This is a genomic window from Mesorhizobium sp. M00.F.Ca.ET.216.01.1.1, assembly GCF_004010325.2.
Classification (GTDB): domain Bacteria; phylum Pseudomonadota; class Alphaproteobacteria; order Rhizobiales; family Rhizobiaceae; genus Mesorhizobium.
On the sequence record NZ_SADR02000010.1, the window covers coordinates 24,183 to 36,615 of the forward strand.

Sequence of the window (12,433 nt, forward strand, 5' to 3'; positions counted from 1 at the left end):
AATCGTGCTGCCCAACAAACCCTGCGACTGTCATCAAGCTTTTGTGAAAATCTCCTATCTCGCTCGCGAATGGTCGCCTTGGCGGCATCAAAGTGAGCGAATCGAGATGCATCTTCAAAAAACCGCCCGTGTCATTCACCGCACACCGGGCCGTCTACGGATCAAAATTCCCGCTGCACGCAATCAGGTCGCGTTTTTCGCCAATCTGCAGCGAGAGCTTCTCGGTGCGGAGGGCATATCCAGCGTGACCGTCAATCCCACGGCTGCAAGCCTGGTGATCAGGCACGACCGTCGTGTCGATCCGTTGGCTGTGTGCCGCGGCATTCCTTATCTGGCGGTTGAATCGTCTGTTTATCCGCCTGTCGTGACGAATCATCGGGCTGACGCAACGAGTGCGCGCGAACTGGACCTGGTGTTCCTGCTGGCAAAGCTTCTGCCTCTCGTCTTCGCGAGGCATCCCGCTGCCCAACTGGCAGAGGTCCTCGCCGAACCGGTGCTTCGTGCGGTTGTCGGCACCATGATGCGGCCGCAGTCGCATCGATCGTCGACTGTGGCGTATGAGCAAGCCGAAGAACCTATGCCGATCGCAGCGTAAGGCCGGGGGTGCAATTACACCGGTGCCGGAAGGTTTGTCTGCTCCTTGGCGCGGTTCCAGACCAACTCGCCGTCGACGGTATCACGTCGCGATTTCATCCATTCCATTGCCAGGAAGGGAAGAGTTCCGCCGACGAGGGTAATTATGGCGTCTGTTCCGGTGATCGGCGCTATCCCGAGAAGCCTTCTCACAAACGGAATTAAGAGGCAGCCGGCCTGAACGGCCATGGATCCCCCAAGGATCAAGGAGAGCGCGCGATTGGGCCGTCGCGGGCTGCGATCAAAGATACTGTGCCTATCTGAACGCGATGTGATGGCATGAAGAAGCTGGGCCATCACCAGGCTTTCGAAAGTCATGGTCCTCGTGATTGGAGAATCCAATCCATAGCGCGTGGCGCCGAGAAGGCTCACCGCCAGCGCTCCGCCGCTTATGATCGCAGACTGAGCGGCGAGCCGCCCGATTTCCCCGCGCCGCAATATCGCCGTGTGGTCTTCTTTCGGCGCCTGCCGAAGAATGTCAGGTTCAGGCGCTTCCATCGCCAGTCCGATGCCGGGCAGCACGTCCGAGATGAGGTTTATCCAGAGGAGTTGCATCGGCGAGAGCGGCGCTCCGATGCCGACCGAAGTGCCCGCCAGAACCAGCAGTACCTCGCTGAGGTTAGTGCTGACGAGGTAGCGAATGGTCTTCCGAATGTTGCGGTGGGTCGTGCGGCCTGTTTCGATGGCGGTGGCGAGACCGCCGAGACTACCGGTGTTGATGATGACATCCGCGATTTCCCTTGCGGCATTCATGCTCTGCTGCTGGCCGATCGCAACGCCTACGTCTGCAGCCTTCAACGCAGGGCCGTCATTCACTCCGTCACCAACCATTGCTACGGTTACACCTGCTTCCTGAAGAGAGCGAACGATTTGCAGCTTTTGCGCCGGGCTGACGCGACTGAACGCATGCGCGCGCCGAGCTGTCTGGGCAAGCTCGCCCGAAGACATTTCTTCGAGGTCCCCGCCATCGACAATCTCCACCTCGCCTCGACCGTTCAGCCCGATAAGCTCGCTAACGGCAGCTGCCGTTGCCTTCTGATCACCCGTGAGCATGATCGTCTGAATGCCGGCCTCGTGCAGTTGGCCCATCAGTTCGCTGGTACCCGGACGCACCTGATCAGCCATCCCAACCAGCCCGAGCCAGGCAAGGTCTCGACCATTATGCCCATTCGGCTTGGAACCTGTGGCCTGTCCACGCGCGACGCCCAGTACGCGAAGAGCCTGAGATGCCATTTCGAGATTTACTTTCCCGATGGCGGCGCGCCGTTCCGGAGTGAGTTCTCGCTCGGTGCCGTCTGGCAAGATTTCGGTGCGGCAACGCGCCAGAACCTCCTTCGGGCTCCCTTTCATGGCGGTCAGCGTCCCATCTTCCATTGCATGTTGCGTTACCATGAAGCGATAGGTTTCGCTCCTGCGCTGAACCGATATCCGTGCAAAGCGCTTACGCAGAGATGCAGCGTCCACGCCACCGTCGAGAGCGGCCTGGACGAGGCAGCTGTCGGTAGGCGAGCCGTTCAAACGCAATCCTTCTTCCGTCTGAACAATCTCGGCATCGTTGCACAGGCAGCATACTTCCAGCAGGTTGCGCAACGCGTTCTGCGCGCCCCTATCCCCATTGATCGAGTAGGCATTGTCGCCAATCCTGATCGTATCGACATCGATGTGACCAAGGGTCAGCGTTCCCGTCTTGTCGAAGCAAACAACCCGCGCTGCCGCAAGCGTCTCGACGGCATCTAGCTTGCGGATCAGAACACCTTCGAGACGCAGTTTCTCGATGCCAAGAGCAAAGGTGGTCGTCGCCACCATCGGCAGACCTTCAGGGACTGCTGCGACGGCAACGGACATCGCCGAGCGGGCCATCTGGAGAAGATCAATGCCACGCAGCCAGCCTAAAGAGAAAAGGCATGCGCAAGCGCCCAATGTCAGCCAGCCGAGCCGCTGTCCGAGGTCCTTAAGCTCCCTTTGGAGCGGCGTTTCAGGGGTGAGCGTTGCGCCGACCAGCCGCTGTATTCGTCCCGCTTGCGTGAGCGAACCTGTCGCCACCACGATCGCGCGCCCGCCGCCTCCAGTCACGATAGTTCCGCGATAGATCATGTTCGAACGGGTCCCAAGAGGCACGTTCACCCGTTCGATGGCACCCACAGTCTTCTGAATGGGTGCGCTTTCGCCCGTCAGCAGGGCTTCACTAATGGTCAAAGCCTCCTCACTCAGCAGACGCGCATCGGCCGGGACAACGTCTCCCCTTTGCACCGTAAGAACGTCCCCGGGAACGATCTCCTGAACTGGGACAGCGGCAATGACGCCTTCGCGCATAATCTGTGCGGTTTGGGGCCCCTTCGCTCCCAAACTTTGGATCGTCCGTTCCACACGACTTTCGGTTTGGTAGCCGATGACAGCGTTCAAGCCGACAACTGCGAGAATCACGGCGGCTTCGAATGCGCCGCCGGTGAGAATGGAGACCGATGCGGCACCAAGAAGCATTGCGACCGGCAAGCTTTGAAATTGGTCCGCAAGAATGCTCGCGCTTGACCGTGGCTGAATGTTTTCGAGGATATTGGGGCCGGTGCTTGCCAACCGCCGCAGAGCTTCATCTCCTGGCAGGCCCGCGTCTGCCGAAGCCTCCAGCTTGAAACACGACTGTTTTGGCGAAAGCGTATGCCACTCCGGGCCGGCATCGGGCATCTCGCCCGGTGCAATGATCTCACCTCGCAATAAAGCTGCGAGATAATCGATGATGGAATCGAGGCCTGACGTTACTTCAAATTGGACGACGACATTTCCGGTCACGTCGCTCGCGCTGATGCTGGACACGCCAGGCGCCGCGTGGCCTCCCCGCTCCAACAGAGTCTTGACGGAACTTGAGCCTTGCAATCCGCCGATTTTCAGCTTGGCCCGACCCGGGACTAATGTATGGATCCGGGTTATGGACACGGCGCTACGACTATTGGACGCCTCGGGATTCCCCGACTCGGCATGCATCCTACGGCATCCTTGAGCTGACCGTTGTACCGAACTCCACCGCGTGGGCTGGCTGGGCAAAACCACTGTGCCCGCGGTGGATTCCTTTGAGGCAACGAGTAGATGGCCTGGCGTATTGCAAAGCCCTCACGCCGGCCACGACCCGTTTCAGACGAATGTTGGTGCCTAGCTGCTAGGAGACTTTTCTGCAGCTTCGCTCTTACGGGCGCGACGCGCGCCGGTTTCGCTGCTGCCTCCATTGTCCGTTTCCTTGGTCGCTTCGGCCATCTCTGTTCTGGCTTCAGCAACCAAGTCGGACGTCATTTCATTCATCTCAGCAACGGCAACTCGGCCTTGATCGTAGGCAATCAGACCGGCCTTGAGAACCGCTTTGGAAACAGGACGCAGCACGGATACGGCAAGCGGCGCCAAGAAAGCCGCTCCCACTCCGAAGGCCAGACCCGTTGCTATGTTGCCGCCTTTAAATGCGTCTTCGAGTATCGCCATTGAACTTGCTCCTTGGTTAGTGCCCCATTCTTCCTACAGGTACGAGCGGACTTACCAAGACTCTGGGTCGCCAATCCGACTGCCGCATGTGGATATTAGGATTGGTCCCCGGACTTCGGTTGCTCACCCGCGGCTTTACGCGCTTCTTCTACTTCAGCCCGCGCCTCGGCCATGACGTCGCCGGTTCTCTCATTGAGTTCGGCGAAGGCAACTCGTGCTTGATCGTAAGCCACCAATCCAGCCTTGATGGCCGATTTGGCAAATGGCTTGACAATAGGGGCGAGCATGGGGGCAATGACACCTGCTCCAATGCCAATCGCCAAACCCGTGACGATATTAGCTCCCTTCAACACCGCCATGGTCCTACTCCCCTTGAAGCTTTATCGCGACGCGGCTGGAGCGCGTAGGATTACCCCAACGAATTGCCGCCGGGGCGGTTCCACGTGAACGTCGAAATTTGTCACTAATTTGTCACCCTCCTGCTACATTCAAGACGGTCTCTGCAACGAAGGCGGCGACGAACCCTAGCCAGGCAAACCGGCCCTCGAACGACTTGGCCGCGGCAAAGACCAGGACACAGAGCGCGAGCGCAGTTGTGGCGAGGAACTTGGTGCGCCTGAGCGCTGCAAGTTTGGCATCGGCGTCGATGCGGACGGGCGCAATCTGTGCAAAAGCCGGGGCTGGTCGTGACATGGCTGGGCCGCTCCTAGTCGGTGTTGCGGACTTACTTAGTATCGCAACCGCGGAATGCCCGTAGCAGCCGAAGCGGTCACGGGTTGAGCGATTGTGCACATAAAACATAAAGTTGACGCGTTCGTTCACCTATTATGGGGCGCTAGTCTGGAATTATTCCAAGGGATGGGCCATATTGTGCTCAAGCCACTGCTTAATGAGGACAATATGCGGCTTACGCGCCAGACCAACTACGCCATGCGCATCCTGATGTATTGCGCCGCAAACACCGATCGGCTGAGCCGCATCCCTGAGATCGCTGCCGCCTATTCGGTATCGGAACTTTTCCTGTTCAAGATCCTGCAGCCGCTCGTCGAGAATGGCCTGGTCGAGACAGTGCGCGGCAGGAACGGCGGGGTCAGGTTAGGCCGGGCGGCCGAATCCATCAATCTGTTCGATGTCGTGCGCGTGACGGAAGAGAGCTTCGCCATGGCCGAGTGCTTTGAGAACGACGCTGCCGAATGCCCCCTGGTCGACAGTTGCGCACTGAATTCTGCGCTGCGCGAGGCGCTCAACGCCTTCTTCGCCGTGCTGGAGCGCTACACGATCGCCGATCTGGTGGCGGCGCGCCCGAACGTGCGCCAGCTGCTCGGCATCGATATGCTGGAGCGCCGCGCGCCAGCCGCTTGATTCCTTGGCTATGCCGCTGATTGCGGCAAAACGAACGGCGTGTTTCCGGCCGGCAGCACGCCGACCTTCAGCCGGCAATCGAACACTTTTTCGATCAGATCGTCGCTCAGCACCTCTTGCGGCGAACCATTGGCGGCAAGCCTGCCGCGATGCATGACGAAGATCCGGTCGGCATACATGGCCGTCAAATTGAGGTCGTGGAGGATGGCGATCACGCCGCCGCCCCGCCTGGCGAAGTCGCGGGCGATATTCATGATGATCAGCTGATGCTTGATGTCGAGGCTGGAAACCGGCTCGTCGAGGAACAGATAGCGCGGCTTGCCGTCGAGCACCGGTGCCCAGACCTGGCACAGCACGCGGGCAAGCTGCACGCGCTGCTGCTCACCGCCCGAAAGCTCCTGACAGAAACGGCCGGCAAAACCATCGAGGTCGACCCGCGCCAGCGCCCGTTCGGGCAGCCTCCGGTCTTCGCCGGGCAGCACGCCGGAACGCCCGCCGACCAGGCCGAGCCTGACGATCTCGCGCACCGTGAAGGGGAAAGACAATGTCGTTGCCTGCGGCAGCACGGCGCGCAGCGCCGCTGCCTCGACCGGCTTCATCGTGGACAAGTCGCGGCCATTGATGGTGACCTCTCCCGAATAGGCAAAGTCACCGGACAACGCCTTGAGCAAGGTCGTCTTGCCCGAGCCGTTAGGCCCGACGATGGCTGCGATTTTGCCAGGCCGTGCAGCGAAATCGACATTGGCGACGATGCGCCTGCCGCCGATCGCCACCGAGACATCCCGCCCTTCGATCATGACATTCTCACAGGTCGATGACGCCGCGCTTGCGCAGCAGGATCCAGAGGAAGAACGGCGCGCCGGCGATCGCGGTGACGATGCCGATCGGCAGTTCGGCGGGCGCGACGATGGTGCGGGCGACGGCATCGGCCATTAGCAGCAGCGATGCGCCGAGCAGCGCCGAGGCCGGCAGCAAATAGCGATTGTCTGGGCCGATCAGCAGCCTCAGCAGATGCGGCACGACGATGCCGACGAAGCCGATGCCGCCGCTGACGGCGACGGACGCGCCGACCGCTGCCGAGACACCGACGATCGCGGTGTATTTCAACCGCTGGACGGGGATGCCGAGATGGCCGGCGGTCGCCTCGCCGAGTGCCAGTGCGTTGAGGCCTCGCGCCAGGAACGGCATTGCCGCCAGCGCCAGCACGATGACCGGCCCGACGGAACCGATCTTCTGCCAGGTTGCACCGGCGAGCGAGCCGAGTTGCCAGAAGGTCAGGTCGCGCAACTGCCGGTCGTCAGCCATGAAGATCAGGATGCCGGTCAGCGCCATGGCAAGCGCTGCCAGCGCGATGCCGGCGAGCAGCATGGTGGCGACCGAGGTTCGGCCCTGCCCTGTCGCGATTTGGTAGAGCAGCAATGTCGTCACCAGCCCGCCGCAGAAGGCCGCCAGCGGCAAGGCAAGCGCGCCCAGCGCTGAGCTGAGCGGCGCCAGCACGGTCGTGCCTAGGACGATGACGGCCACTGCGCCGAGGCTCGATCCGGCCGAAACGCCAATGAGGCCGGGATCGGCCAGCGGATTGCGGAACAGTCCTTGCATGACCGCGCCGGAAACGGCAAGCGACGCGCCGATCAGCACGCCGAGGATGACGCGCGGCAGACGGATATCATAGACGATGAGCCGGTCGCGGGCGCTCAATGCCTCGTCGCCCGGCATCGCGCCGAACAGCCCGTCGCGAAGGGCGCTGATGGCCGATGCATCCGACGCGCCGGACATCAGCGACAACAGCACGGCAGCGGCAAGCCCGACGCACAGCAGGAGGATGACGATACGTGCGCGTCGCGAGCGGTCGCCTTCGGCTGCAGTCGCCAACGTGCCCCCAGCACCGGCGATCGATTGATCGGTCATTATTGCCCGCTCAATCCGTGACCTGCCCGCCATAGAGCGAGACAACAAGGTCGTGGATGGCGCCGGCTGTGCGCGGCCCGAAGCCGAGCAGATAGCCGCCGTCCATGCGGATCAGCTTGCGGGCGGCGCCTGCCGGCGTCGAGGCAATGGATGGATTCCCGAACAGCTCCTCATCCGACGTTGCGGGCCCGGCATTGTTCATCATCAGGATCACGTCCGGCCTGGCGGTGATGATCGCTTCGTCGGACAGTTGCTTGTAGCCGGAAAAACCGTCGATCGCGTTGACGCCGCCGGCCAGCCTGATGATGCCGTCGGCGGCAGTATGGCTGCCGGAAGCGAGGACCTTGCCGCCCTGCGTCGACAGGATGAACAGGATGCGCTTACGATCCTTGATCAAAACGGTTCGTTTTTCGGCTGCTTTCAGCCTGGTCTCGACCTCGGCCGCCAGCGCATCGGCCTTGGTATCGACGCCGAGCGCCTTGCCGACGAGGCGGATCTTTTCCAGGATGCCTTCATTGTCATAGCGCTCGGGCACCTCGATGAACGGGATGCTCGTCTTCTTCAGCACGTCGACCGCTTCCTTCGGGCCGCTGCCGTGCAGCGCCAGTATCCCTGACGGATTGATCGACAGCACGCCTTCCGGCGACAGCTGGCGCATGTAGCCGACATCCGGCAGCTTCAGTGCCGCCTCCGGATAGCGGCTGGTCGAATCGCGTGCGGCCAGATGGCGTTGCTCGCCGAGCGCGTAGACGATCTCGGTGATCGAACCGCCGATGGCCACGATCTTCGATGTGTCCGCAAAGACAGCCGCATCTTCGGCGGCACGGGCCGGCTGCGCGGCAAAGACCAGCGAAATACCGATCACCGGCCCAAGTATTGATCCGAAAACACGCGCGAGCTTGGGAAAAAGAGCCATTGCCGTCGTCCTCAGGCTGCGGTCGGGCTTGGAATGCGTGGCAGGTTCTCGGCCAGGAACCGCCAGTCGTCGCGCTCGCCTTCGCCTTCGTGACGCTTGCCAAAGAACTGGATGATCATCTTGCCGTTGGCGCCATAGACTTCGATCGAGGTGACATGACCGTCCTTGGTCGGCTTGCGCACCGCCCAGACCTCATGGATGTGGTCTGTCCGCAGATGCAGATGGAAGGTCTCGTCGAGCACGTTGATCCATGGCCCAATCGGCTTGATCGATTTGACCGGACCGGAATGGATCTGGATGCAGCCGCGATTGCCGACAAAGCACATGATCGGCATGTCGTCTGCGGCGGCATGGTGGAACATGGCGCTGACGGCGTCATTGTCGAGCAGCCAGGCATAGTCCTGGCCGACCATGCGTACCGCCTGGCGGCGGCTGAGCTTCAGCGTCTTCAGCATGCCGAAGAACTGATGCACGTCGGTGAGCCGGCTCCAGCGGTCGCGCAGATCGTCGATGCTGGCACTGCTGTCCGACGCCTCGGCCTCGTCCTCGACCTCTGAAATCGCCACCATCGGCTCCTGGTTCGGTGATTCGAGCCCGGCAACCAGCTTCTGATAGGCATAGAGGTTGGACGCAGGCCTGAGATGCACCTTATGCACCGCCTCGCCTGCGTCGTCGAAGAACTGCAGGCTGCGCCGGATGTCGCCGCCGTCGCGCTTTTCCACGGCGAAACCGTGCGCCCAGACTTTCGGGAAGATGCGCAGGTCGATGTTCTCGCCGAGCACCATGGCGTTGTGATTGCCGGTCACCACCCTGTCGTAGACGCCAATCTTCTCGTGTACCGCGCTTTCATTGCGGGTCAGCGCCGTCACCTCGCCGGCCGCCTCGAGGCCGGTCAGAAGATCGTTGACGCGCGGCTCGACGCGGACGACGCCGTCGCCGCAATGCGCCGCGACAAGCTCCGCTTCCGAAATGCCGAGCTGGGCGGCAAGATCGCGCTCGCGCGCTTTCGGATTGTCTGCCCGCGCCCGCCGGATTTCATGCGGAGCGGGTTTCACGCGCTGGTCCATATCATTCCACCTACTTGTTGAGGATGAGCTTGCCCTGGCGGGTGATCTTCAGCCGGTAGAGCGCGCCGTGATGCTCGATGCCGATCTCGTGCTCGCCCTGGAACAGCGTGTTGCTGGACAAGGTCCTTACCGACACGGGGATCCGGTCAAAACGGACCGAACTGTCATCGGAACGGCGGACGCGATAGCGAAAGTCACCGGGATTGTGTGTGTTCATGGTTCGATCCCTTTCCTGTGCCGGCCGGGTCATCTGGCTCGGCGCCTGCGTGATTGCCGATTCATTCTTGACTCGAATAATCATGTTTACTAGTCAGTGCAATACCGGACTAAATGAGTCAAGATTTAACACGCCGGACACCATGAAAAATGCCAGCGAGCGCCGAGCCAGCCAGCATCGAACCTGGATTTTTGGAGTTGGGGCATGGGGTTGGCGAATTGGGGACGACTGGCGGGCGGCAATGCCGGTCCGGCACACCAGTCTATGGCAAAGGGAATGGCCGCATTGCTGGCAGGTGCTGCGGCGATCACGGTGCTCGCACCGCCAGCCAAGGGTCAGCAGGCTGTTCAGACCGACCAGCAACAGACCGATCCGTCTGACAAAGCCGACGAGGCCAAGCCGAGCGTGGCGGGCGCAACGCTGCTTGACAAGATCCTGATCCTTAGCCGCACCGGTGAGACGGCGATCGAATCTCTGGCTTCGGCCAGCCATGTCGACAAGGAACAGCTCGAACGGCGCATGGCAACGACGCCTAACGAGATGCTGCTGGGCGTACCGGGTGTCACCGTGCAGGCCGACGCCAGACGCGTCAGCTCCAGCATCAACATCCGTGGCCTGCAGGATTTCGGCCGCGTCGCAGTGATCGTCGACGGCGCGCGCCAGGACTTCCAGCGTTCCGATCACGGCACCCAATCGACCTTCTACGTCGATCCCGAGCTCATCAAATCCGTCGATGTGATCCGCGGCCCGGTCGCCAACACCTATGGCTCGGGTGCCATCGGTGGCGTCGTCTTCTTCGACACGAAGGATGCCGACGACTTTCTTCGCGACGGCGAAACCTGGGCGGCGTCTGCGACCGGACGCTACGAGAGCAACGGCAAGGGCTGGACCACCAGCGCCACCGGCGCCTACCGCTTCAACGAGAACTGGGACGCGCTGGCCAATATCGTTTACCGCAACTACAGCGACTACAAGGATGGCGGCGGCGACACAGTCGAAGGCACCGGCTTCGACGTGTTGAGCGGCCTGCTCAAGACCACCATTCGGCCAACCGACAACAGCGAATTGAAGCTCGGCTGGGTCGGCTCAAGCGACGGCTGGAACGAGATCAGCGGCGACACGCCGGTAAATGACGTCGACCTGAAGGCGAATACCTTCACCGCCCGCTACAACATCACCGACGAAGACAAGAGCTGGCTCGATCTCCACATCAACGCCTCCTACAACAAGACCAACCTCGATCTGACAAGCCTTATTCCCCAAAACCGGTTTGACCCGGTAACCGGTCTTCCTGTGGTCCTGCCGGCAGGTTCGGCATCGACTTTCGATGTCGGCACCTCGGGCATCGACATCTGGAACACGTCGAGATTCGAGACCGGCGGCATCGCGCATGAACTGACCTATGGTGGCGACTGGGTTGGCGATGATGTCGAGACAGGCGGTACCGCGGGCGGCGACAGTTTCTACACGCCCTCGGGCAAGCGAGATGTCTCCGGCGCCTATGTCCAGAACAAGCTCACCTGGGACTGGCTCGAGGTCGTCACCGGGCTGCGTTATGACAGCTATAGTCTCAAGGGCAGCAGCAGCGAAACGTCCGGCGACCGGCTGTCGCCGCGCATCACCGTAGGCGTCTCGCCATTCGAAAGCGCCCGCCTTTCGGGGTTGCAATTCTACGGCACATACGCGGAGGGTTATCGGTCTCCGTCCATCACCGAAACGCTCATCAGCGGCAACCATCCTGCGGGCGTCAGCTTCCCGTTTCTGCACAATCCCAATTTGAAGCCGGAAACCGGCAAGACCGTCGAATTCGGCGTCAACTACAGCACTAATGGCATCATCCAGGTCGATGATGCGCTGCGGCTGAAGGCCGCCTATTTCAACAATAATGTCGACAATTACATCGACGGTGTCACACTGTCGGCGTATGACCCGACCAGCGGCTGCCCGTTCGGCCTAGGCATCCCGATATGCTTCCAGTATCAGAATTTCGCCAAGGCCAAAATTCGCGGTTTCGAGATGGAAGGCGTCTACGACGCCCAATGGGGCTACGCCGGGCTCTCGGCCTCGATCATCGATGGCCACACCATATCCTACGATGGCGAGCGGGCAGACCTCGTCACCGTCCCGTCTTCCCAGGTCACGGCGCAACTTGGGCTGCGGTTCATCGAGGACAGGCTGATCGTCGGCGGCGAGGTGCAGTACAACGGCAAGCCGAAAGGCAATGCCGTCGCCAAGGACTATACGCTGGTCAACGCCTTCGCCAGCTATCAGGTGACCGACAATTTCAAGGTTGATTTCCGCGCCGACAATTTGTTCGATGTCAAATACGCCAACCCGTTGAATGCCTCGACGACGTCTGTCGTCTACGAGCCCGGCATCACCCTGAAACTGGCGGCGACCATGCGCTTCGGAGGCTGAAGACAATGACAGGCTTGACGGCATCGCTTCGTCTTTTGACCTCGACGCTGGCGATGTCGCTTGCGGCGGTTCCGGCATGGGCGCAGTCGGCGCCGGACCATACCCTGACCCTCGAACTCAATGGTGCGCAGGCCTCCGACAAGGGCTGCCGTCTGACCTTCGTGGTCACCAACGCCCTTGGTGCCGACCTCTCGAAGGCGGCGTTCGAGATCGCGCTGTTCAACGAGGGCGGCGTCGTCGACCGGCTGACGGTGCTTGACTTCAAAGAACTGCCGGCGGGCAAGACCAAGGTGACACGGTTCGATCTTGCCGGCACCGACTGCGCCAAGGTCAGCCGCGTGCTGATCAACAGCGCAACCGAATGCGTGGGCGCCGGCATCGAGCCGGGCGCCTGCATGCGCGGACTGAAGACCGAGACCAAGACCGACATTACCTTCGGCGTCTGAG

At 61.4% G+C, this 12,433-nt stretch carries 12 protein-coding genes and 1 pseudogene; 4 read left to right on the forward strand and 9 right to left on the reverse strand.

Features of this window, described 5'->3' with window-relative positions:
* Window positions 1-4 precede the first annotated feature (4 nt).
* Window positions 5-595, forward strand: a complete 591-nt coding sequence (locus EN859_RS14725) for an HMA2 domain-containing protein (RefSeq protein ID WP_127853624.1) — start codon at window positions 5-7, stop codon at window positions 593-595.
* 14 nt (window positions 596-609) lie between these two features.
* Here the strand turns inward: EN859_RS14725 and EN859_RS14730 are convergent, their stop codons facing one another.
* The 4 genes and pseudogenes from EN859_RS14730 to EN859_RS14745 all read right to left on the reverse strand — a co-directional run.
* Window positions 610-3,444 carry a cation-transporting P-type ATPase gene (locus tag EN859_RS14730; RefSeq protein WP_189501971.1) on the reverse strand — a complete coding sequence of 945 codons (2,835 nt, stop codon included), beginning with the start codon at window positions 3,442-3,444 and terminating at the stop codon, window positions 610-612.
* A gap of 333 nt (window positions 3,445-3,777) precedes the next feature.
* On the reverse strand, window positions 3,778-4,098 hold the full coding sequence (locus EN859_RS14735) for a DUF5132 domain-containing protein (protein WP_127853626.1): 321 nt from the start codon (window positions 4,096-4,098) through the stop codon (window positions 3,778-3,780).
* Window positions 4,099-4,193: 95 nt separating this feature from the next.
* The gene (locus EN859_RS14740) at window positions 4,194-4,457 is read right to left on the reverse strand and encodes a DUF5132 domain-containing protein (RefSeq protein ID WP_127853627.1); all 264 of its coding nucleotides are present in this window, start codon (window positions 4,455-4,457) and stop codon (window positions 4,194-4,196) included.
* Between the two features lie 121 nt (window positions 4,458-4,578).
* Window positions 4,579-4,791, reverse strand: a pseudogene (locus EN859_RS14745) (hypothetical protein); the annotation flags it as partial.
* A 207-nt stretch (window positions 4,792-4,998) separates the two neighbouring features.
* On the opposite strand from EN859_RS14745, the gene rirA reads away from it, so the two are divergent.
* Window positions 4,999-5,460, forward strand: coding sequence for an iron-responsive transcriptional regulator RirA (gene rirA / locus EN859_RS14750; RefSeq protein WP_127853628.1), 462 nt, complete (start codon window positions 4,999-5,001; stop codon window positions 5,458-5,460).
* 8 nt (window positions 5,461-5,468) lie between these two features.
* Here rirA and EN859_RS14755 read toward each other — a convergent pair whose 3' ends face one another.
* From EN859_RS14755 to hemP, 5 genes are read right to left on the reverse strand one after another with little or no spacing between them, the layout of a single operon-like run.
* The gene (locus EN859_RS14755; RefSeq protein WP_127853629.1) at window positions 5,469-6,257 is read right to left on the reverse strand and encodes a heme ABC transporter ATP-binding protein; all 789 of its coding nucleotides are present in this window, start codon (window positions 6,255-6,257) and stop codon (window positions 5,469-5,471) included.
* A 7-nt stretch (window positions 6,258-6,264) separates the two neighbouring features.
* A complete protein-coding gene (locus EN859_RS14760) occupies window positions 6,265-7,368 on the reverse strand; it encodes an iron ABC transporter permease (protein ID WP_127853630.1) in 1,104 nt (367 codons plus the stop codon).
* Window positions 7,369-7,378: 10 nt separating this feature from the next.
* Entirely contained in the window at window positions 7,379-8,284 is a 906-nt protein-coding gene (locus EN859_RS14765) for a hemin ABC transporter substrate-binding protein (RefSeq protein ID WP_127853631.1), read from the reverse strand.
* 11 nt (window positions 8,285-8,295) lie between these two features.
* A complete protein-coding gene (locus tag EN859_RS14770) occupies window positions 8,296-9,351 on the reverse strand; it encodes a hemin-degrading factor (protein ID WP_127853632.1) in 1,056 nt (351 codons plus the stop codon).
* Window positions 9,352-9,361: 10 nt separating this feature from the next.
* On the reverse strand, window positions 9,362-9,568 hold the full coding sequence (gene hemP, locus EN859_RS14775; RefSeq protein WP_127853633.1) for a hemin uptake protein HemP: 207 nt from the start codon (window positions 9,566-9,568) through the stop codon (window positions 9,362-9,364).
* Window positions 9,569-9,772: 204 nt separating this feature from the next.
* Here hemP and EN859_RS14780 point away from each other — a divergent pair, with 204 nt between their 5' ends.
* Window positions 9,773-11,986, forward strand: a complete 2,214-nt coding sequence (locus EN859_RS14780; RefSeq protein WP_127853634.1) for a TonB-dependent hemoglobin/transferrin/lactoferrin family receptor — start codon at window positions 9,773-9,775, stop codon at window positions 11,984-11,986.
* 5 nt (window positions 11,987-11,991) lie between these two features.
* A complete protein-coding gene (locus tag EN859_RS14785) occupies window positions 11,992-12,432 on the forward strand; it encodes a hypothetical protein (protein WP_127853635.1) in 441 nt (146 codons plus the stop codon).
* Window position 12,433: the final 1 nt, after the last annotated feature.